Here is a 20,803-nt window from a genome sequence, read left to right as displayed (position 1 = left end):
TGTTTATGAGCAATATTGTGTGGCACCAACATAGTGTCGACCAAGCGGCCAGAGCCAAACTGAAGGGCCAAAATCCAGTGTTACTCTGGTTTACTGGGTTGTCTGGCGCGGGTAAATCGACTTTGGCGGGGGCGCTTGAACGTGCACTGTTTGAGGCGGGCTTTCACACTTATTTGCTCGATGGTGACAATGTTCGCCATGGTTTATGCAAGGATCTGGGTTTTAGCGTCGCCGATAGGGATGAAAACTTACGCCGCGTTGGCGAAGTAGCAAAACTCATGGTGGATGCGGGCTTAGTTGTACTATCGGCCTTTATCTCGCCGACCCGCGAGGAGCGCGATAGCATACGGGCACGTTTTCCTGAAGGTCAATTTATCGAAGTGCATGTGTCGACGCCGCTTAACATATGTGAGCAGCGCGATCCTAAGGGCTTGTATGTTAAGGCTCGCCGCGGTGAGATCAGCAACTTTACTGGTATTTCATCACCCTATGAGGCGCCGCTCTCAGCGGAGTTAACGATTGATACCAGTAAAGGGGATTTAGCCTCGCAAGTGCGTGCTTTAATCGATTATTTAACCGCGATAGGGGTCATCAATCCCGATAAGGCTAAAGCATTAGCCTAAGTTGATTTTATGGGACTCAGGGGCATTTGTTGGAATGGTTAATGTAAAACAAGTGCCTTTGCCCAGTTCACTCGTCACTTTGATATACCCGCCTAATAACTGGGTCACCAGTTGATGTGCTAAATGTAATCCTAAACCTGTGCCGCCTTTGCCTCTTCGAGTGGTAAAGAAGGGATCGAAGATCTGCTTTAAGGTCGCATCGTCCATGCCGCCGCCATTGTCTGTGACGGTAATGGCGACAAAGGCATCTTCGAGGCTGTAGGCCGTAATGTTGATTTGCCCATTACCGACATCTTCGAACGCATGGGTGAGCGCATTTGAGACTAAATTCTCGAGTACTTGCCCAAGGGCGCCGGGGTAACTATTGAGTTCTATCTCGGGTGAGATGTCGATATTCAGTTCATGAAACTGCTTCTTCATTCTTAACCATGAGGTGTGCAGCATATCTTGCACTAGGCTAGTGAGTTTAAAGACGCGGCGTTCTTCACCTGTGCGATCGACTGCTAACCGTTTGAAGCTTTTCACTAAGGCGGCTGCGCGTTCTAGGTTTGCTTGGACTATCTCGGCGCCTTCATAAAAGTGCTCAAAATACGTATCGACATCGGAGCGTTTAAGGCCTGTTTCGAAGGCAGATTGCAATTTGCTGCACTCATTCTTCATGCTCGATAGGGTCATTAAAGAGGCCCCCACTGGGGTATTGAGCTCATGGGCGACACCCGCCACCATCATCCCAAGAGAAGATAATTTACCGGTTTCAATCAGTTGCTGCTGAGTATCGTGCAGGTGTTGCAGTGACTGCGCCAGCGCTTTATTGCTATTTGCTAGCCGTCGCTGCTGCTCGGTTAAGTCATCATGGAGCTTATCCCGCTCGCACATTGATTTTGCCGTACGCCAGCAAACGGCGCTGCCCAATAACAACAGCAACAGACCAATACTCAATGCTTCGACAATGCATTGTTTGGTGATACTCGCCAATACGCTGTGGGATATATGAGTCACGAGCCGCCATTCAGGAAGGGCCGCATTACCTATGTCATGCACATTTTCGTAGTCCCAGGGTCCATCTGGGGTGGTAAAGGCTACCTCGGTATTTTTGCGGATTTCTTGCCAAGCGGAGGGATTGAATTTGCTAAAGTTTACCTCTTCCCGCCCATACATAAATCCCCATGCCATTTGTGGCTGTGGGGCTAAAAGCCAGTAGCCGTCTGAGTTTAACATCGACAGCTCGACGCCCTCTTTAGCCGTATTGGCGATGGCATCCAGCATGGTTTGCGCGAGAAAATTCAGCGCAATAAACCCTTTTCTCTCCCCAGAGGCTAAAAACACGGGGGTGGTGATGCGCAGCATAGGTTTGATAGGGGTCTCAATGACTTTATTTTCGACATTTAAATCTAAGGGGGAAAAGTAAAACGTATCGGGTTCGAGCGCTAAACTCGGCGCTATGTAGTAGCGTCCTTGTTTAGATTGCAATCCTGCTTGCGGGACAATTTGTGCTTCATGGTTGATAAGATTAATGCGCACCTTTTCCATGGCGTCGTTATCGAGCCAGCGCACTTGATCGTACTGTAACGAGGCGTCGCTAAAGGCTTTAAAGAAGTTCTCAACAGCTGTCAGATCGGCATTTTTGCCCGACGCGGTATCGAGAAGAAGTTGATATTTAGCGAGAAACAGCGCGTCTCGTTTCAGGCTACCGAGATAGTAAGCTATGGTTTGATTGGCATCGGCAAGCACGGCATCGGCCTGTCGATATAAGGGGGTCATCGCATCTTCGTGGCGCTTTTGGTAGAGCACCAGGCTGAGCAGCGGCACCAATAACAGCCAAGGTAACATCAGCTTAAGCCAATATCGCCAAAATAACTGCTGGGAGGTCATAACGCGTTTCAATATCATCACAGAATGCTTTTTTGATAATTGGCGAGCCACACTAATAACTCTTGGAGCGGCATAGGTTTAGCGTAAAAATAGCCTTGGGCATCATGGCAGCCGCGATCTTTAAGCCAGCGGGCTTGCTCGCGGGTTTCAACGCCTTCGGCAATCACATTCATCTTGAAGCGTTCACCCAGCAGGATAATGCTGTCGACAATCGCCGCGGCGCCATCGTCGGTGGTGATATTATCGATAAAGGATTTATCAATCTTAATCCTGTCAAAGGTCAGCTTACTAAGGTAGGCAAGGGAAGAAAACCCAGTGCCAAAGTCATCGATCGCGACCTTGATATTCATATTGCGCAGGGCTTTGAGTTGTTTATTGATCACCTCAAAATTCTGCATGGCAATGGATTCTGTGACTTCGATTTCGATATGTTTGCTGGCAATCTGCGCCGCTTCTATATGGCTATGCAGTTGATTAACGATTTTTTCCTGCTCAAATTGCATTGCGGAGAGGTTAACGCCAATACGTAAGTTTTGATAACCCGCCTCGGCGAGAGCATGCATGGCTTGGCATGATTGCACAAACAGTTGTTCCCCCAACTGAGTGATTAGCCCCGTTGCTTCGGCGATGGGGATAAAACGTAGGGGCGGCACCTTATCACCATTGGGTAAAGTCCAGCGCGCCAGCGCTTCGACCCCAACGACTTCTCCCGTTTGTAACGACACCTGTGGCTGCAGAGCAATATGAATATCCCCTTGGGTAATGCCTAACTGTAGTGCTTGAAGTAATTCAAAATGTGACGTCACATCATCGTTGTTGGGTTGATAGGTCACATGCTGACGAATGCCCAGACTCTTGGCCTTTTTGAGCGCCATATTCAGTTGAGTGATGGCGGCGACCGCATCCCCTTCGGCGAGCTCTAGAGGGAGAGTCACAGTGCTGATATTGACGGTAATACAGGAGGTACCCTGTTGATAGGGGGCGACAAACAGCTGCTCAATCAGTGCGGCGGTGACTAAGTGCTTCGGGCCTAAAATGGCAAACTTATCATCCTTTAAGCGGCTGACGAGCACGCTCGCATCGAACTGTTCCCTCAGGCTATTGGCAACATGTTTGAGCATATTATTGCCATGCTCAGAGCCAAACACATGGTTAAAGTCTGAAAACTTATCAATATCAATGAGTAATAGATTAAATTTATCGCGAACATCCTCCTTTAAAATGCCATCGAGTGTCCGAATGAGTACATTGCGATTCGGGATCTTGAGTAAAGGATCTTCGAAGGCGATTTTATCCAACTGACTCATCAAGGAGACGCTGTGCAAGCCGCCGCAGATATTCATGCTAAAGACGCGAATTAGCTCGGTTTCGGTCGCATCTAAGAGTCGCCCAGTGGCGAGGTAAACCGCATAGTCATTGCCAGCCAGCTCGCCGGGGAAAAACAGACAAGTGTATTGTGGCTCGATGCGTGATTGTTTACTGCTGAGCGATAATTCGAGTTGGATGCGAATATGTTGCTGCTCGAGCTGTTGTAAGGCTTTGCCGTAGTAAGACTCAAATTCCCCCGAGGCACCAATGATCTGATGTATATGACCAAACTCGCTGAGATCATTAATGGCTTTGACACAGACAATCCCGCCTGAAGGCAAATTCAGCAGTATGGCCAGTTGCTGTAGCATCTTGCTCGAGAGTTCTTTGATATTGCGCGAGGTATAGAGGGCGCCGCTGGACTCGGCGATTAATTGCAGCCCGCGTTTTGCGTTGGCGATATTGCTGATCTGTTGATAGGAGCGCAGGTTGGTGGTCAATATGGTTTGTAGGCGATCGGCGGAGAGTTCCGACTTAGTCCAATAATCGTTGATATCATAGTCACGCATCACGTTAAAAACCGGTGCCATACCGGGTTGTCCGGTGAGCAGAATAATGCGAATTTTCTCGTTGCCTAGCACTTCTCGAATGCCGCGAACTAATCTCAGCCCTGCGTCTTCGGTCTCCATCACCACATCGACTAAGGCAATGGCAAAATCGTCTTCATTGGCGACGATTTGGCAGGCTTCTGCGTAGCTAAATGCTTGGGTTAATTCTATTTTTGAGCCAAGAATGGTCAGGGTAGACAGTGCAAATGCGGTAGAGCGTTGGAAGTTAATATCGTCATCAACGGTGAGTATTTTGACAGCTTTTGCAGCCTTTACCGCTGTGCTTGCTATGGGCTCATCTAAAAAAACAATTTCTTGCGATTGACTAACCATATTCTCTTTCCTTGAGATGCCTAAGCATCCTTATTAACTCAGCCTAGAAGTGAGCAATTTTTATACTCAAAGTATTTGCGACAGCTAGGCTTTATTCAAGAAAATATTTTTGTGGTCAGATATATAAGTCTTTTTAAGCAATTACTCGATTTTGAAATCCTTAGAAAACAGCGCCTGTAATGCCTTAAGGTATTCTTGATCCTGTTTGGGCAATACGAGCTGCGCCAGTTCATCGCCAATCGGCGTCAATCGATAGTAGCTAAACAGCAAGTTTCCGCTCTTGGGGGTGAGCTTCATTTGGATGCCGGGCATGCTCAGTTGGATGGGGGTTTTACTGTTGAGTAACCCGGTTTCAAATTCACTGCTGTGGAGGATCCCAGCATCGACTAAGGTAAGAATGCTGGAGTAGGGCAAACCGAATTGGGATAAGCCAAGAGTGACAGTGCTATTTTTGCGAAAATACTGCCCGAGTCCGCCAGTGAGTCGATAGCCGCTGATCAGTTTTAAGCGCTGCTCATTATTGACCTTGGCCGCCATACCGAGGGCCTTTTCGAGGATTTGCGCTTCTCTGTGGGTAAGTTGTTTGAGTAGCGCTAAGGTGCGCAGGCTAAAGTTACCCGGGTTGACGATTTCACTCGAGGGAATACGGGCCCACAGATCCTGCATTTTACGGTTGTGGATTTGCTCCGCCATCAGGAAGAATTGATGACTCCAGTCGGGGTCGAGATCGACACCCGTAACATCCGATGGCGTGTAGCTCAAGGCGAGGGCGAAAATGGTTTCGACATTGGCTTGATATTGGCTGGCGAGTTTACGCTCCCTATGCTGTGCGCGTTCGGCAATAGAGGCATTGGCGGGGCGATATTCCTGCTCACTGGCGAGCCCGAGTTGGCGCCCAAGGAGTAGGGCTTTTTTACGGGCCGAGACCTCGGCTGCGGGAGCTGCTTCATCCGCAAGCATTAAAATATCTGAATCCTTCATGCCTTTATCCTGTGGCTTAATCACTGTTGATACGCGGGATACTAGCTTATCCCGCGTGACCAGCTTAGTCGATTGCAATCCTTAAGTCTCTGCGCTGGATTGCTTTTATTGCGCAGCCTACCGTTTTAACTGTCGAGACTCGGTTTATCAATGCTTTTAGCTGGCCATGCCCAGTAGGTTTCATTTCCGGGGGATGGGTGGCGCGGCACATTGAGAGCCAATACGAGTGAGCACACCGCAAAGCCTGCACCTATATAGAAGACGAGGGCAGGATCGCTTAGCCAGAGCAGACCTAAGAGCACGGGGATAACGACCGCGGCAATATGGTTAATGGTAAAGCTGACCGACATAGTGGCGGCAATATCTTTGCTGTCGGCAATCTTTTGGAAATAGGTTTTCATGGCTATCGCCATCGCAAACAGTAAATGGTCAATCACATAGAGCGCGGCGGCCATATGGGGTTGTTCGACAAGGGCATAGCTGACAAACACAAAAAACAGCCCAATGTATTCCACTGTGAGGGCATTACGTTCACCAATACGGCCGATAAAGCGGCCAATTGCTGGGGCGAAAAGCAGGTTAACCACATAATTGATAAGGAACAGGGCGGTGATTTCGCTAACGCTGTAGCCGAATTTCTCGACCATCATAAAGCCTGCAAACACCATAAAAATCTGCCGACGGGCGCCGGAGAAGAAGGTCAGTAAGTAATACAGCCAGTAGCGTTTACGCAGGATGACTTTTTTATGTTGTACTTCATGGGTATCGAACTGGGGGTAATACAGGCTCATGCTGATGACCATCAGTAAACCTAATACACCAATAATCAAGTACATATGCCAGTAGTCTAGCTTCAGCCAAGTCATGACTAGCCAAATACTGCCATAACCGACTAAGGCCGCCGCCGAGCGCCATGCGAGGGCTTTACCCATAAACGCCGCAGTGTCTTGTTTATCGACCCATTGCAGAGTGAGGGATTGGTTAATGGTTTCAAAATAATGAAACCCAACTGACATCAGAATTGTGGTCAGATATAACCCCAACACCTGTGGGAAAAAGCCAGTAATCGCCACACCAATACAGAGAAGAGCTAACGACAGTAGAGCGAAGGCTTGCTCGCGCACTAACAGCAAAACAAAAATAGCAGTAAAGGCTAAGAATCCGGGGATTTCCCGCAGGCTTTGCAGCATACCGATTTCGGCGCCGGTAAATTGCGCTTTTTCAATCACGAAGTTATTGAGCAAGGCTTGCCAGACGGCGAAGACCAGCGACATAACAAAGGTCATCCACAGCAGTAATGCCTTTGGATTTGGGGTTTGAGTTGCGTTCATGGATGGGGTACTCAGGCGATAAGTGAACAAATGCTAATGCTTTTACCTGTTATTAGCCACTCGAGAGCCGTAGTACTCATTCCTGATTTTGTAACATTTTGATCCCAAGGTAGTGGATATTTGTTTTTGTGAGCAAGCTAGAATTACCGTATATCTAGGGCACATTTGGCGCTAAGCCCGTGATCTATTTCATGTAAATTGATGACTAAATCACCTAGTATGCAATATCGTAATAGGCAGTTTGCTTTTTGCGTGATAAACCTAAACGGCTTCTTATTTGACTGGTGAGCCATAAAGCACCCCTCTGGTGCTTAATAAGCGCAGTGGTTGATTGGGTCATCGAGGCTGAATCTATTCGTTTGTTTAGGTCAACATAAAGCCGCCGTCTTTGTCTTTTTTTTGGCCGCTTTTTCTTATTTTTGTTGAGATAATCGAGGCTTAAGTGAAAAAAATTCTGATCATCTTCTCTAGTGTTCATGGTCAAACTCGTAAAATCACCAATCAATTGGCGCAGCAACTCAAAGAGTTAGGCAACTCAGTGGTGATTGCGGATATTAAGGCCGTCCCTGCGATGGAATCCTTCGATAAGATCATTATTGGCGCCAGCATTCGTCACGGGAAACATAACCCCGCGCTGTATGAGTTTATTCAGAAGCATCAACAGATCCTCACGCAAAAGGTGAGTGGCTTTTTCTCCGTCAGTTTAGTCGCGCGTAAGCCAGAGAAAAATACCCCTGAAACCAATCCCTATATGCAGGCGTTTTTAAGTAAAACGACGTGGCGTCCTAAGCTGTTACAGGTATTTGGCGGTAACTTAAATTACCAAGGCTATAACGCCTTAGATAGAAATATCATCCGCTTTATCATGTGGTTAACTAAGGGGCCTACGGATCCTGTCACTAATGTTGAATACACTGACTGGCAAAAAGTGAATGATTTTGGCCAACAGATCCATCAAGCCTAAATGGGCGAATGGGATAAGTCTGCCGCAAAGGTAACGCAACTATGTCAGAAAAATTAACGCAGGCACTCGGTTTTTTGTTGGCACGTTTGCACGTTTGGATTGTGCTGTCTTCTGCTTTACTCGTCTGTACTAGCCCGTGGATCTTTATCGGCAGAAGCCTGCGTGCTAATGCCAGTATCTGGGATTATCTGCATGTTTATCTTGGATTAATCTGTGCCGCACTCGGGATCTTATTTTTACTGCGCAATACCCTCCAAGGGAAATGGCATCAGTATTTTGCCTGGTTAGTGGGAGATTGGGGGCAATTAGCGCAGGATATTAAAGGACTGTTTAAGGGCAAACTGCCGGTCGCGGGTGGTAAGGGCTTGTTCTGTACTGTGGAAGGCATAGGCATGTTGCTGCTGGTGGCTACTGGCGTGACTGGCGCGATATGGTTTATTTATCAAGGCACCCCGCTCGCGATGACTTGGCGTGGTTATCATCAAGTCTGTGCCGATTTTTTTATTGGTTTTTTAGTCGTTCACTTGGTATTGGCAGCAACACATATTATTGAATTTATTCGCCAATAGCATTTTACTCTGTCAGGTTCGCTCAAGATTTTGGCCTATTTGTGTGCCTCCTCCCACTATAGGTTTACCTCATTCTCGGTTGAGCGAGTTTTCACCGTTCAGCGTACGTTCATCGACAAGCTGCACACTCAGCCCTAGACTTATCTCTACATGCCTACCTAGCCGTTTGAGCCGATGTTTTCATGCTTTGGCTTTACTGAATTGTGCTCAAAGATTGAGGTAGGCGATGTTGAGAATTTTTTGGAAAACTAATGAAGGTATCCTATGAATATTCAAAAAAGTGCTCTAGCGATAGCGTTGACGGGTTTACTGTTTGGTTGCGGCGGCTCTGATTCGGGCGAGCCCGCAACTCAAATGGCGACCTTTAGCCTAGGGGTTTCAGACAACCCCGCCGATGCAAAATCGGTCACTATCGCATTTAGGCAGGTCGTGCTGAAGAACGACACGGGTAGCTACTCATTTAATGTCACTCCAAATGGTGAGCTCAAGTTTGTCGATCTATTAGAGTTTCAAGGCAGTGCGGTAGAAACGCTGGTGAGTGGTCAATCCATCCCAGTCGGTGAATACCAAATGTGCCTGTATATGAAAAACAGCACTGTGGCCAATAGCGAAAGCTCACACGTACAAACCTTCGATGACACTCTTTATGGGCTAACGACCAACAGCAATGGCTCATGCGGTGGAGTGGGTGCTGATGAAAGTGACACTGGCCGATTGTTTTTTAATAAAAAATTCACCATTGCGGCGGGTGTAAACAGCTTTGTTGCCGAGTTTGATTTAAGCAAAGGTTTGCAAGATCCCCATGGCAACAAGGATTACTGGACGCTAAAACCGACTTCAGTGCAATTATTTAATCAGTCCGAAGTGGGTGCGATTAAAGGCACTGTGGGCGCGACCGTGATGGAAGGCTGTGAAGTCGCCGCAGGTGGCTCTGAGTTCTCGCCAGCGGTTTATTTGTATCCTGCCAATACCACGCTTGAGCAGATGAAGGATTTTAGAACCGAAGCCGACACGGCGACTGAAATCGCGCCGATCGCTGCCGCTCGGGTGAATGATGCCACAGATACAAACGGCCAAGTCGTCGGCCACGATTATGAATTTGGTTTTGTGGTCGCGGGTGATTACAGCTTAGGCTATACCTGCTTAGCGCAAAATGATGATCCGGATGTGAGTAACAATCCCGATGATGTGGAAGCGCCTTTCTTTATCCATGCCGCAGAAACTGGTGTGACAGTTACCGCTAATGGCGTTGCCGAGCGTAACTTTCCGTAGGCCTAATGTCCCATAGGCGTAACTTTCCGTAGGAGTCATGCCCTGTAGAGTTAGTTCGCGAATCAAACACAATAAAAAACCAGCAGAGATGCTGGTTTTTTATTGGTAATTCGTCAGTCGAGTGTTAGCTCAAACGCTTTTGACGGCCAAGAGCAATCGCTGCGGCAAAGGCTAAAAATAACCAGTTTAGGCTACCGCCAGAACTCTTAGGTGCTTGAGCATCTTTCTCGACTGCTAGGTAGTTAATCAGGCCAATTAATTCATCTAAGGTTCTGATGCTACTTAAGTTAACCGCATATTTATCATTCACGATAAAGGCTGGAACGCTTTCTACGCGGAATTGGTTCTGCTGGGCACGCCATAGGGCAAGCTTCTCATCTGTACTCTTGCTGTCGGCCAGTTTGTCATATTTGGCTGCATCGATACCAAACTTAGCGAAGACTTGTTTAATGTCGTCACGGCTATTGATTTGTGGCTCGTGCTTATGGCCTGGCGCACTGTGGTCGTGGCCATTTGCGCCTGCTTCGCCTTGGATGGCGGCGAACATCGCATGGGTTAATGCATCTTTATTGTCTAACTCTTGGATCACTGCCAGCGAGCGCATCACTTCGGTGCCAATGTCGCTATTCATAAAGTCGACATGCTTAGTATCAAATGCAATGCCTTTGTTTAGGTTCGCTTTGATATCGGGCAGATAGTTGGTTTCCATGTTGAAGCAGTTATGGCAATAGAAGGAGAAAAACTCGGTGAGTTTTGGCTCGCTGCTCGGCGCTTTGTCAGAGATTTGAGTGTAATGAGTACCTTCAACATAATTCGCGGCAAAGGCGCTAAATGGTGCAACGATTAAGGCGACAGCCAAGGCTAATGGTTTGATCATAGTTCCCTCAAAGTCGGTTAGCGTGAATTCATCGTATCGCTTGAGATGCGCAATTAACTCAATTGGCGAGATGACTTCAAACTGAAAAATACGCTGGGCTTGTAGCCGCGTGAATATGGTTTTAGGTTAGATGGCAAGGCTTAATTATCGCTGAATTAGGCGGCAGATATCGGACTAAATCTGTGATCCCGCGGGAGTTTCACCGTGAGAATTGCAGGACTGCAAAGGGGATCACAGTTATAAAAGGGAAAACTTAAGCAATATCCCGCAGGGATTGCCAAGCCTCACAGACCTCACGGAAACGCGCGGCGTCGCCTTCGGGTCTATCGGGATGCCATTTCAGCGCTAAACGGCGCCACTGTTTACGGATATCTCTTGGGGTTGCGCTTTCATCTAACTCGAATACCCTCAACGCATGGCCCTTGTGCATCAAATTCACATTCAAGCCAATATAGCTCTTATAACTGCTCCAGAAGGCTTCTAATAATTCGCGCACCACGTTTTCACTGGTGTCATAGTTATTCCAGTCAAGATAGTATTCCCGCAGGGAAGTATCTTCCATTATCAATAGGTTAACGTTGGAAGGTACGAGACGGAAAATTTGGATCTCCATGGCTTTGACTTGCAGCCATTGCTTTGGCATCAGGATCTCTTGCAGTTCAAACAGGGCATTCATCAGTAAAAAATTGCGTTTAAACAAATCATTACCTGGGTTTTCATCTAACGGATGGATTAGCCCGCGATTTTGCAGTTCGGTGGCGAGATGATGGATTTTCCAGCTTTGATTAGTGGCTTGTAACACGGATAACACGGGCCAGATTAACGGGTTATCGCCCTTAGTGGTCGAGAGCGTTGCCGATTGAGCTTCTGCACTGAGTGAAGGTTTAGCGAGTAGCATACTGACTGTCCCATCCTAAGTTGTTATCAAGCGAGTGTGGTTAAAAGTAACTCTGTACTATCTATAAGATTTTAAATGTTTTTATCTTATTGTGATGCGAGTCGTTACTGAGCTTGGAATACACTATGCCATAGAGGAAAAGTGTAGGCAAAGAAGGATTCTAGAGCAATTTACCCCAAGGTCACTCCGCCTTTGGTTGGTTTTAACTGCGGTTATGGTAGCTGGCTGATGCTGGAGAGCTGGCGATAAAAATGCCCTTGTTTGCAATACAAACAAGGGCATATACAAATTCGCTCAAGGGGCGAGGTTTAGATCTCGGTAAAGATAACCTCTTGCGCTAAACGTGACTTAGGTAACTTAGCGTTAAAATCTTCTTCGGAGCGATAACCTAGAGCGACCACTACAGAGGCGCACAGGCCTTTTTCGCGCAGGCCTAAGACTTGATTGAGTTTAGCCGCATCGAAACCTTCGATAGGACAGGCATCGATATCGAGCACACTTGCGCCCAACATCAGGGTACCCAGTGCTAAATACACTTGCTTCTCCATCCAGTGCTGGGCGTCTTTTAGCTCATATTTGTGCATATTGGCGAAGAAAGAGCGGCCATTATGTTGACCTTGCTTGGCTTCTTCACTGGCAAAGCGGCCATCTTTGGCTTCTTGCTCTAGCACTTGCAGCAAATGGGCTTCATCGAGTTGTGTGCGTGTACACAGCACGACTACATGGGAAGCGTTGAGAATTTTTTGAGTATTGAAGGCGTAGTTTTCGGTCGCTTGTGCGATCAAGGCTTTGCCTTCCGCCGTGCCAGCTAACACAAAGTGCCAAGGCTGTGAGTTGGTCGATGATGGGCTAAACTGCAGTAAGGTCTTGATTTCGGCGATCTTGTCGGCAGGAATCGTCTTGGTTGGATCAAAGGCCTTAGTGGTGTAACGCTTTTTAGCTAGAAAACTTAAATCACTCATGTAACGGCTCCAAATCATCTAGGAATACAAATTCAACCTCAGCATTTTAAGCAGGTTTGGACAAAAAACAATGTGATCAAAACAGCTATCAGTTTCAAAATATTTTTGAAATTAATAGCCGTTTTACGCAATGAATGCTTATAGGCTTTGGTGAATTGCAGTGAATAGCAAGAATCATCTATTGGCGTTATGACTCGTCTAACAAATTGTTGAGTACTGTTTTGTTGTGGGCGAGATGAGCTAACTCAAAAATACTGAGTGAGATCAAAAGTCTTCCATAATACAGTTGCCACTTGTGTGGTTTAATCTATTCCTTTGCTACATTTTATTAAGTCGAGCTTACTGTTTAGGGGAATGTATGGCGAGATTATTGATGCTGCTGATTGCTTTTAGCCTATTACCGCTGTCATGTGGCTACGGAAAGGATCTTAAGTTTGCAGTTGTGCCTAAATTCTATAGTGTTTTCTTTGACCAAAGCAAAACGGGTTGTGTTGACGCCGCCGCACACATTAAAGGGGTTGAATGCATCTATCGAGGACCCGAATCAAGTAGTGTGAGATTGCAAGACCAAGTGATAAATCAGCTGATTGACGAAGGTGTGGATGGAATTGCCGTCGCGGTTACGCAATCTAAATATCTTGCCGAAAATAGTCTAAAGAGGGCAAAGGAAGCCGGTATCCCCGTTGTTACCTATGACTCAGACTTTGATGCTTCTATCGATGAAGATCCTAAGAGTTTACGTTTGGCTTATATCGGCACCGATAATTTTGCACTAGGTCAGTCGTTAGGGGAGGAGCTTAAAAAGTTACGACCCAATGGGGGAACCCTTATCATGCAATCGGGCCGGCCCGATTCTCCGAATCTGAATTTAAGGCTAATGGGCGTTCGCTCTGCGTTATCAGGCAAAACTTACAATACCCCTCCAGGTGAATTGCTCAATAACGATTTGGGCTGGACTGAAGTGCGGGAGCCTTTGTTTAATTTTGACCAACTTAGTCAAGCGGTTAAGCAAATGGAGTCCGTGATGAAAGGTAAGCCAGTGAAGGCCGACTCCTTCGTTGCCGTAGGCGGTTGGGCGCAAAATGATGTAGCTCTCTACCGTGAAATGATGGCTCCCTATCAAGATAAAATCGATAACAAGGACATCGTCATTATTATTACCGATACCTCTCCAGAACAATTAACCATGTTGAAAGACCGCCTTGCCCATATCAACATTGGTCAAAGTCCCTATGAAATGGGAAGGCAGGCCATTTTGACCTTATATAAAATTGTCACCAAACAACAATACGACGACATTATCTACACGCCTGTGACCTTCTGCACTCAACAGAACTATGAGACCTGCGAGAAACCTGCGGGAATGTAATGCCCTCTAGCCTAGTTCTAGGAACAGTTTTAGAGTGTGCAGCCTCAAAGAAGTCACAAACAGATGTTTGCACAGTCTTTTATATCCATCTTTTATATCGATACGTCGGTGATAAAAGATCATTGGTAATCTGTTGCTGTATTAATTTGAAATTACACTATCAATATTTGAACGTGAAAGTGGATCAGACTTGCCTAGTCTTGTTAAATTCGACCCATTTTCAATTTTCGTTCGCTTCTGGCGAACGCGCTTTTGCCCCATTCGAAGCTAGACGGCGGATAACTGGCTTTGTGCTCTCAATACCGTTGACCAAATTCTTGTAATCCGAAAGAGTGTCTCTGGTGCTCAAAATAGCCATCTTTTGGCGGCTGTAGTGCTGCTATCGTTCCTACATCCAAGTTTTTCTCGATAACTCTGTACTACAACACTTATATCATGTTAGAAAAAAGCACGCTTTGGCTACAAAATTCGTGGTCTGCACTAGCAACCTATGCTTCAATGTACCTGTTAATTTTCATAGAGATATGAGTAATCTTAGATGTCAGATTTCAAGGTGAATTTGTACTTAAAATTTCTAGAATTTACAGGTATTAATTCTGATCTTAATTGGTTTGAATTTTATGATGGCTACTGTTCTGGATGGGTAAGCAATGAGATTTATTAGTTTAGTTTTTGTTGTTTTTCTTTTTATTTTCAAAGCGCATGCTAACTCTGAAAAAAATTATGATAGTAGAGCGAAATACGTTTACATTAATTCAATTTTTTCGGACAAAAAGTTTACAATTTATAGAGAAAATAATGAATTTGGGACTGTTTATAGCGGAAGCGATGTGCAGTCTGAGGCTATTTTTTGTAATTATTATAGTGAGTTTTACTGTGTTACTTCTTTCGATATCACTTTTTCGGTACCAAAGGATATTAACCTTTATACAAAACAATGGCAGTTCAAAAACAAGATTTACTCTGTCTCAGCCAAAAATCAAGAGTTAACTATTTGGGGAAAAAATTTTAAGGATGTCTATATTATAGATGGTCCTATGACTACATTTATAGATTATGTGGCATTCCCTTCAAAGCAAATGAAATTCGTTTATTCAAAAGGCTATGGTTTGTTGGGGTTTGGATATAACGATAGTGATAATTTTTTTTGGTCTGTTAGCGAAAAAGGCTTCGGAAGCCATGATTTATAGCTACGAATTTGAATAAGTCAAAATCTGAATAATATTTCACCAATTCAATCTGGTAGTGACCTAAACGCCAGCGGAATCGGCCCCGAGTCCGAACACTGATTTGAACTTCAATTTATGGCTGAACTCTCACTTGGCGATGGATGCGACTGGAGCTATTTCGACGATGCCCCATTCCGTGTTTAGGCTCGTTAGCTCAATCGAAAATTCCCACTCCTGCTGCCATACAAATTCTTATCTATTTACCATGTTTGGCCTTACCAGAAATCGCCTAACAAAGTATGGGTATACAGTTGTATTTAAATTTAGGTGTTTTGGTATGATGTTCAGACAAAATCAGTGCGCATTAACTCCATTAAAAATATAAAATGCTATAAAATCAATTAACTATATTGAATGAGTTTTAGTTAATAGGTTTGGAAAACGCGCATGCGCGTTTTTGCAGATGGTGTATTTGGCAGAAAGCTGATAAGTTCTTTGCATACAGATAGTTAATCGTGTGCGTTTTCACTGGTCCAACGAGGTAAACGCGCATGCGCACGAATAAAATGTTAGCTATCAATCGGAAATTGTGAGTATCTATGAACAATGAATATTATTGGTGGGATTTGGAAAATTCTCGCTTCAAAGCGGTCTTATATGATTCGATAAATTGTTATTTTCTCCATGACTTGCCTTACCAAAATTGGCAAGAATTTTCTGAAGCTGACCCACACATGGCTTACGCACATTTAACTTATGTTCGGTTTAATATGCTTGAGCAACAGTTCATTGATTTACGGGTAATACCTCAAATGCTTGGAGTTGAGACTGTTCCAGTGAAATCTAGTGTTCAGGATATAAACAGATACGACTGGCTTAAATCTGTCGTAGATTTGACGCTATTTCGTTTCTCCAGCCTGCGAGATATAGCTTTCCACTTTGTGAATGAAGTTTTGGAACTTGGGCTTTCCGACTTTCAGTTGAATATAAAGCAGCTGAAAAAGGCGCTTAAAACTCAGCATCCAGAAATTCTTGAAGACTTAATAGTCTTAGATAAAACTGGTGAAGAACTGAGGACTGATCGCAATGAACGAGCTCATAAAGGTTTTAGTGAGCTTTATACTGGTGACGACCAGATGTTCAAAAATATGTCATGGATGGAGGGCAAAGTCATCGACAATACTGGTTATGATTTAGTTGGAATTTATGAAAGTTCCCGTGACAAAATTAGTGAATTAGTTGTGCAAGAGGTACAGGTTGCACTAAAAGCTACAATCAACTTAGTTGATAATTGCTATGCCCATTATCGTGATACACACCTTAGATTATCACGTGGCTCAGCAATGGGAGTGTCGCAACATTTTCCTCTGCACTGCGAAAAAGATAGCTAACCAACGCTTCAAGAGGGACTGTCAACGCGTGGCGTTTCCAGTCCCATTGAGCTGAAGTGGTTACGGTTGTTGTGTTTTAATTTTGTAGTATGCGTTGCCAGCCCCTTAGGCGGGCGTTAGGGCTCAAAGGAATCGAGATGCGGAGTGAGTTTCAATACTTTATGAATCAAGATGATCATGCGGCCTTTGATAATCACCTACTAAGTATTGATGGTGTAAGTCTTAAGCAAGGGAAGCTCTTCGATCAGATTCTATTCGACGATGGTTTTATCCAATATCAGCGGAGCATCCTCGAAGATGGAATCCTTACGTCAGGCCGTATTGCTATTGCCTCAACTGCTCTGGATGGTTCTTACAACTTCTCTTCACATTTGGCCGTTGAAGCACTGTATAAAAAATTAAGAAGTTGGCTCAAAAAGCGTAGCATCAACACGATGGTTTGCTACAACGACAATTTAGAAAAGCAAACAGTTCAAGCAGTTAATAACCTTTGGTTGGCAACTGGAGCAGAGGCTATGGTCAATCAGTCAGCTATCAAGCTAAAACAATTTAAATCGGGCAATGTCGTATTTAAACCGGCATAAAGCCCTAACAAGCGCGGCTGCTTTGAGCGTTAATCCATAGAAATTTTTATCCAAAACAGACTAGTTAGAGTTAAGGCTTTAACTCGAAAATGTCCCAAAACGAGTCACATATCTTCTTTAAAACAACCAGACTACACCGATGTTAAACAGGAGAGTCATGGTGATTAGTGAGACGACCGTCCGCCCCAAGGATGGGGCGGTCGAGCATCCACGGATGGACTTGCTGCGAGTCGTCGAGTGAATGCCATGACTCATCCATCAATCAGAGCCAGCTTTTAAGTGTCTCAAAGCATGCTGCGTATCAACGAGCAAATACTATTGTTCAACTTTTTCAATGTTGTATAAGTCTTAATTAACGCAGCACCTTACTTAAAAAGCTTTGGGTTCTGGCCTCTTTGGGGCGGGTGAATAATTCCTCGGGGATATTGGACTCCACCACATAGCCGCCATCCATAAAGATGACTCTGTCGGAAACATCGCGTGCAAAGCCCATTTCGTGGGTGACAATCACCATGGTCATGCCTTTTTGCGCTAAGTCCTTCATCACATCCAGTACATCGCCGACCATTTCGGGGTCGAGTGCCGAGGTAGGCTCATCGAATAGCATCAGATCCGGCTCCATAGCTAGTGCACGGGCAATGGCAACCCGTTGTTTTTGTCCGCCCGAGAGACTCGAAGGATAGGCATTGGCTTTATCCTGCAAACCCACTTGAGTGAGCAGCGCCAGCGCCTTGTTATCGGCTTCGGCTTGGGTCATTAACTTTAGGCTCACAGGCGCTAAGGTAATGTTTTGCAATACGGTTTTATGGGGGAACAGGTTGAAGTTTTGGAACACCATGCCCACTTTTTGCCGTAATTTATCGACACAGGCATCCTTGGCGGTAATGGATTGCCCTTCGATTTCAATATCCCCTTGGGTGGGTTTTTCTAACAGGTTGATGCAACGTAAAAAGGTGCTTTTACCGCTGCCGCTGGGGCCGATAACACTCACCACTTCGCCTTGGCGAATATGTTCGTTGATGCCCTTAAGGACCGCATTATCGCCGTAACTTTTGTGTAGGTTGGTTATGTTAATCACTTTGCTTCAACCTCTTTTCGAATTTCGACAGCATAAATGTGAAGCTGTAGGTCAGGAACAGGTAAATCAGTGCACAGGTAAAGAGTGGGATACTGTCCTCAAAGGTGCGGCTACGGATAATCTCACCCGCCCGCATCAAATCCACGCCGCCAATAAAGCCAATGACCGCGGTTTCTTTGAGTAGCACGATAAACTCATTGCCTAACGCGGGCAGAATATTCTTAATCGCCTGCGGCAGAATAATCAGCTTCATGGTCATCGCCTGTGACAGGCCGAGCGAGCGAGCCGCTTCGGTTTGACCCTTATCGACGGCTTGGATCCCTGCGCGAATAATCTCAGAGATATAAGCGCCGCTGTTTAAACCAAAGGCGATAATGGCGGCGGTAATTTTATCGACATCTAGCGCTGCCAGTACGATGAAGTAAAGGATCACTAACTGCACCACCACAGGCGTGCCGCGGATGACGCCAACATAGAGTTCGGCAGGGAAGCGGATATACCACTTAGATGACATCTTCATCAGTGTGGTTCCCACGCCTAATACTGCGCCTAATAACATGGCGAAGAAAGTCACAATCAAGGTGACTTTTAAGCCATTTAAAATCAGCAGTATGCCTATCATGCCGTCGTCGCCAATCGGGCTAAACAACGAAGTATTGATTGCTTCTAACATAGGGATCACTTGATATGGGCTGAAACGAGTGCCTGATATTGGCCGCTTGCTTTCAAGTTTTTCAGCGTGTTGTTAATGCTGGTGAGGAGTTCGGGTTGCTGTTTCGACACCGCAAAACCATAAAACTCAGGGGGGAAATCTAGCTTGATCAGTTTGAGATCGGGGTTTTTCGCCAGATAGTTCGCCGCAGGCTCGCTGTCGAATAGCACTAAGTCGACTTTGCCATTCTTCAGCTCCATGATGGCTTCAAAACCTGTATTAAACGCCGTGACATTTTGGGTGTATTTTTTGGACATCATATCGGCGGTTGAGCCGAGCTGTACCGCAAAGTGTTTGTTTTTAATGTCATCAAGGGTATGAATTGTGTCGTTATCTTTATTCACGAGCAGCACTTGAGTCGCCTCATAGTAGGGCTCCGAAAAGTCAACGCTGGCCTGCCGCTCAGGAGTGATGGTCATGCCCGAGGCGATAAAATCAATCTTGCCTGAGTTTAGCGCAACGATCAGTGAATCAAACTTCATATTTTCGACTTTGAGCGTCTTGCCAGCATCTTTAGCGATTTGCTTGGCAAGCTCAATGTCGAAGCCTTTGATTTCGTCGCCACTTTGTCCGCCTACGTATTCAAAGGGCGGGAAGGCCGCATTGGTACCGACGACTAAAACATCGTTGCTTTTCCCACATCCAGCTAACAACAAGGTGGCAGTCAGCGCTAGGCCGCCTAATAACATGGATTTTTTCATTTAAGACTCTCTTTTGAATGGCTCGCAATGTGGCGACTATAGGGATATGCAGCATAAGTGTCAATAATTATGCTGTAAATTTGATTAAAAATTCAATTTGAGAAGTGGGTGATTTATAAGGGGAAGCTGATGGCTACAGGCTTAGGCTGGGTTGATATCAATACGTTTTTAAAGCGTTAGTGAATTGTTTAGGATGACCGTGGATAGCAATTTGGCGGTGTAAACTTGTGCACAAGATAGCGATTTTTATTCATTTTTTAGGCGGCGATGAAATTTTATGAGCTATTTCCAACAAAAATCGTAAAAACTTCATTAAATTATGCGCGTTAATCTAATCTTAATGCAGGATCAAATAGCAATTTATGGAGCGAAATGTGAGATACCTAACTCTGGCACCTGCGGCACTCCTTTTAGGCTTAGTTACTTCAGTCAGTGCAGAAGAATCTACCCAGTGGCATTACACCATGGGGATACACGATTTTATTGTGGAACAGGAGAGTTCACACACCTTTGGCTTTAACGGCAACATCATGATTGAACATACCACGGCATCGGATATTTACCTGTCCGCCATGCTGGATATGTTTATCGATATTGATACCGACGATCTCGATCCTGACCATATTCCCGTGTGGTTTAAGTCGGACTATGTGGCTTCGGGTGAGTTCTACCATATCGACCCTCGCTTCTTCTTCGGTTGGCAGGTCGACTTGCAGGGTAAACGTAACACTGTGAGTTCTATCGAAAAGCAAGCCAAGTTATTCCCTGGATTAACCGCCAATTATCAAGGCCAGGAATCGCAGGCGCAGGTAAAGGCGGGCGCGGGCTATTACTATTTAGAAATCGATGACGATGTGCCTCGTACCCGTGGTTACGATCGGGGTGACTTTGGCAATGGCACTTTTGCTTATACCTTTATGGGCAGCTTTGGTTTTGATATCACGCCCAAGTTAAAGATGAATTTTGCCGCGCAAAACTGGAATGACGGCGATAAATGGCTCGAAAATCAATATCGCTTCAGCATGAGTTACGATACGGATTATTGGGAGAAGGGCAGCCAGTGGTTACTGTATGTGGAACATACCGAATACAACCTAGATCACTATGCCAAGGAGAGTGTGCACTCACCTAACTACTTGCCCATTCTGCCTTGGGATAACGATACCTTAGTGCGCTTTAGCTTAGTCGTGCCTTGGTAGTA

The 20,803-nt window shown here is 45.5% G+C and carries 19 protein-coding genes; 9 read left to right on the top strand and 10 right to left on the bottom strand.

Annotated features, from left to right (window positions below; translation table 11 throughout):
- Positions 1-5 precede the first annotated feature (5 nt).
- Positions 6-623, top strand: coding sequence for an adenylyl-sulfate kinase (gene cysC, locus B5P39_RS07260; protein ID WP_088210983.1), 618 nt, complete (start codon positions 6-8; stop codon positions 621-623).
- On the opposite strand, the gene B5P39_RS07255 is transcribed toward cysC, so the two are convergent.
- The 4 genes from B5P39_RS07255 to B5P39_RS07240 all read right to left on the bottom strand — a co-directional run bounded on the left by B5P39_RS07255 (position 615) and on the right by B5P39_RS07240 (position 7,056).
- Entirely contained in the window at positions 615-2,513 is a 1,899-nt protein-coding gene (locus B5P39_RS07255; RefSeq protein WP_088210982.1) for a sensor histidine kinase, read from the bottom strand. The genes cysC and B5P39_RS07255 overlap by 9 nt on opposite strands.
- Positions 2,513-4,744 (bottom strand): GGDEF/EAL domain-containing response regulator, encoded by a 2,232-nt coding sequence (locus tag B5P39_RS07250; protein WP_088210981.1) that lies wholly within the window; start codon positions 4,742-4,744, stop codon positions 2,513-2,515. The genes B5P39_RS07255 and B5P39_RS07250 overlap by 1 nt, the downstream gene beginning before the upstream one ends.
- Before the next feature lie 141 nt (positions 4,745-4,885).
- Positions 4,886-5,725: a TIGR03899 family protein gene (locus B5P39_RS07245; protein WP_088210980.1), complete on the bottom strand. Its 840-nt coding sequence runs from the start codon at positions 5,723-5,725 to the stop codon at positions 4,886-4,888.
- A gap of 125 nt (positions 5,726-5,850) precedes the next feature.
- Positions 5,851-7,056, bottom strand: a complete 1,206-nt coding sequence (locus tag B5P39_RS07240; RefSeq protein WP_088210979.1) for an MFS transporter — start codon at positions 7,054-7,056, stop codon at positions 5,851-5,853.
- Between the two features lie 442 nt (positions 7,057-7,498).
- On the opposite strand from B5P39_RS07240, the gene hemG reads away from it, so the two are divergent.
- The 3 genes from hemG to B5P39_RS07225 all read left to right on the top strand — a co-directional run bounded on the left by hemG (position 7,499) and on the right by B5P39_RS07225 (position 9,861).
- Positions 7,499-8,020, top strand: coding sequence for a menaquinone-dependent protoporphyrinogen IX dehydrogenase (gene hemG / locus B5P39_RS07235; RefSeq protein WP_011716010.1), 522 nt, complete (start codon positions 7,499-7,501; stop codon positions 8,018-8,020).
- 41 nt (positions 8,021-8,061) lie between these two features.
- The gene (locus B5P39_RS07230) at positions 8,062-8,589 is read left to right on the top strand and encodes a cytochrome b/b6 domain-containing protein (protein WP_088210978.1); all 528 of its coding nucleotides are present in this window, start codon (positions 8,062-8,064) and stop codon (positions 8,587-8,589) included.
- A 264-nt stretch (positions 8,590-8,853) separates the two neighbouring features.
- A complete protein-coding gene (locus tag B5P39_RS07225) occupies positions 8,854-9,861 on the top strand; it encodes a DUF4382 domain-containing protein (RefSeq protein WP_088210977.1) in 1,008 nt (335 codons plus the stop codon).
- Positions 9,862-9,985: 124 nt separating this feature from the next.
- Here B5P39_RS07225 and B5P39_RS07220 read toward each other — a convergent pair whose 3' ends face one another.
- The 3 genes from B5P39_RS07220 to nfsB form a co-directional block, all read right to left on the bottom strand.
- Positions 9,986-10,738, bottom strand: coding sequence for a thiol:disulfide interchange protein DsbA/DsbL (locus tag B5P39_RS07220; protein ID WP_088210976.1), 753 nt, complete (start codon positions 10,736-10,738; stop codon positions 9,986-9,988).
- A gap of 253 nt (positions 10,739-10,991) precedes the next feature.
- The gene (locus B5P39_RS07215; RefSeq protein ID WP_088210975.1) at positions 10,992-11,636 is read right to left on the bottom strand and encodes a DNA-J related domain-containing protein; all 645 of its coding nucleotides are present in this window, start codon (positions 11,634-11,636) and stop codon (positions 10,992-10,994) included.
- A 308-nt stretch (positions 11,637-11,944) separates the two neighbouring features.
- Positions 11,945-12,598 carry an oxygen-insensitive NAD(P)H nitroreductase gene (gene nfsB / locus B5P39_RS07210; protein ID WP_088210974.1) on the bottom strand — a complete coding sequence of 218 codons (654 nt, stop codon included), beginning with the start codon at positions 12,596-12,598 and terminating at the stop codon, positions 11,945-11,947.
- A gap of 358 nt (positions 12,599-12,956) precedes the next feature.
- Here nfsB and B5P39_RS07205 point away from each other — a divergent pair, with 358 nt between their 5' ends.
- The 4 genes from B5P39_RS07205 to B5P39_RS07190 all read left to right on the top strand — a co-directional run bounded on the left by B5P39_RS07205 (position 12,957) and on the right by B5P39_RS07190 (position 17,111).
- Positions 12,957-13,967: a sugar-binding protein gene (locus tag B5P39_RS07205; RefSeq protein ID WP_088210973.1), complete on the top strand. Its 1,011-nt coding sequence runs from the start codon at positions 12,957-12,959 to the stop codon at positions 13,965-13,967.
- 650 nt (positions 13,968-14,617) lie between these two features.
- A complete protein-coding gene (locus B5P39_RS07200; RefSeq protein ID WP_088210972.1) occupies positions 14,618-15,157 on the top strand; it encodes a hypothetical protein in 540 nt (179 codons plus the stop codon).
- 578 nt (positions 15,158-15,735) lie between these two features.
- Positions 15,736-16,527, top strand: coding sequence for a Cthe_2314 family HEPN domain-containing protein (locus B5P39_RS07195; RefSeq protein WP_088210971.1), 792 nt, complete (start codon positions 15,736-15,738; stop codon positions 16,525-16,527).
- 137 nt (positions 16,528-16,664) lie between these two features.
- The gene (locus tag B5P39_RS07190; protein WP_088210970.1) at positions 16,665-17,111 is read left to right on the top strand and encodes a hypothetical protein; all 447 of its coding nucleotides are present in this window, start codon (positions 16,665-16,667) and stop codon (positions 17,109-17,111) included.
- A 352-nt stretch (positions 17,112-17,463) separates the two neighbouring features.
- On the opposite strand, the gene B5P39_RS07185 is transcribed toward B5P39_RS07190, so the two are convergent.
- The 3 genes from B5P39_RS07185 to B5P39_RS07175 are packed head-to-tail and all read right to left on the bottom strand — an operon-like array spanning position 17,464 to position 19,602.
- The gene (locus B5P39_RS07185) at positions 17,464-18,189 is read right to left on the bottom strand and encodes an amino acid ABC transporter ATP-binding protein (protein ID WP_011625361.1); all 726 of its coding nucleotides are present in this window, start codon (positions 18,187-18,189) and stop codon (positions 17,464-17,466) included.
- Positions 18,182-18,862 (bottom strand): amino acid ABC transporter permease, encoded by a 681-nt coding sequence (locus tag B5P39_RS07180; protein ID WP_011625362.1) that lies wholly within the window; start codon positions 18,860-18,862, stop codon positions 18,182-18,184. Before B5P39_RS07180 ends, B5P39_RS07185 begins: the two co-directional genes overlap by 8 nt.
- A gap of 5 nt (positions 18,863-18,867) precedes the next feature.
- The gene (locus B5P39_RS07175; protein WP_088210969.1) at positions 18,868-19,602 is read right to left on the bottom strand and encodes a basic amino acid ABC transporter substrate-binding protein; all 735 of its coding nucleotides are present in this window, start codon (positions 19,600-19,602) and stop codon (positions 18,868-18,870) included.
- Between the two features lie 374 nt (positions 19,603-19,976).
- Between B5P39_RS07175 and B5P39_RS07170 the strand changes: the two genes are divergently transcribed.
- A complete protein-coding gene (locus B5P39_RS07170; RefSeq protein ID WP_088210968.1) occupies positions 19,977-20,801 on the top strand; it encodes a hypothetical protein in 825 nt (274 codons plus the stop codon).
- The last annotated feature ends 2 nt before the right edge of the window (positions 20,802-20,803 follow it).

The sequence above is a fragment of the Shewanella sp. Shew256 genome, from assembly GCF_002196695.1.
Lineage (GTDB): Bacteria > Pseudomonadota > Gammaproteobacteria > Enterobacterales > Shewanellaceae > Shewanella > Shewanella mangrovisoli.
Note: the sequence above shows the minus strand (reverse complement) of the source record. Positions and strands in the feature narration are given on the sequence as shown.

Excerpts from the sequence above, each read along its gene's own strand:
- cysC (WP_088210983.1), top strand. The coding sequence starts at position 6 with ATGAGCAATATTGTGTGGCACCAACATAGTGTCGACCAAGCGGCCAGA.
- B5P39_RS07255 (WP_088210982.1), bottom strand. The coding sequence starts at position 2,513 with ATGATATTGAAACGCGTTATGACCTCCCAGCAGTTATTTTGGCGATAT.
- B5P39_RS07250 (WP_088210981.1), bottom strand. The coding sequence starts at position 4,744 with ATGGTTAGTCAATCGCAAGAAATTGTTTTTTTAGATGAGCCCATAGCA.
- B5P39_RS07245 (WP_088210980.1), bottom strand. The coding sequence starts at position 5,725 with ATGAAGGATTCAGATATTTTAATGCTTGCGGATGAAGCAGCTCCCGCA.
- B5P39_RS07240 (WP_088210979.1), bottom strand. The coding sequence starts at position 7,056 with ATGAACGCAACTCAAACCCCAAATCCAAAGGCATTACTGCTGTGGATG.
- B5P39_RS07230 (WP_088210978.1), top strand. The coding sequence starts at position 8,062 with ATGTCAGAAAAATTAACGCAGGCACTCGGTTTTTTGTTGGCACGTTTG.
- B5P39_RS07225 (WP_088210977.1), top strand. The coding sequence starts at position 8,854 with ATGAATATTCAAAAAAGTGCTCTAGCGATAGCGTTGACGGGTTTACTG.
- B5P39_RS07220 (WP_088210976.1), bottom strand. The coding sequence starts at position 10,738 with ATGATCAAACCATTAGCCTTGGCTGTCGCCTTAATCGTTGCACCATTT.
- B5P39_RS07215 (WP_088210975.1), bottom strand. The coding sequence starts at position 11,636 with ATGCTACTCGCTAAACCTTCACTCAGTGCAGAAGCTCAATCGGCAACG.
- nfsB (WP_088210974.1), bottom strand. The coding sequence starts at position 12,598 with ATGAGTGATTTAAGTTTTCTAGCTAAAAAGCGTTACACCACTAAGGCC.
- B5P39_RS07205 (WP_088210973.1), top strand. The coding sequence starts at position 12,957 with ATGGCGAGATTATTGATGCTGCTGATTGCTTTTAGCCTATTACCGCTG.
- B5P39_RS07200 (WP_088210972.1), top strand. The coding sequence starts at position 14,618 with ATGAGATTTATTAGTTTAGTTTTTGTTGTTTTTCTTTTTATTTTCAAA.
- B5P39_RS07195 (WP_088210971.1), top strand. The coding sequence starts at position 15,736 with ATGAACAATGAATATTATTGGTGGGATTTGGAAAATTCTCGCTTCAAA.
- B5P39_RS07190 (WP_088210970.1), top strand. The coding sequence starts at position 16,665 with ATGCGGAGTGAGTTTCAATACTTTATGAATCAAGATGATCATGCGGCC.
- B5P39_RS07180 (WP_011625362.1), bottom strand. The coding sequence starts at position 18,862 with ATGTTAGAAGCAATCAATACTTCGTTGTTTAGCCCGATTGGCGACGAC.
- B5P39_RS07175 (WP_088210969.1), bottom strand. The coding sequence starts at position 19,602 with ATGAAAAAATCCATGTTATTAGGCGGCCTAGCGCTGACTGCCACCTTG.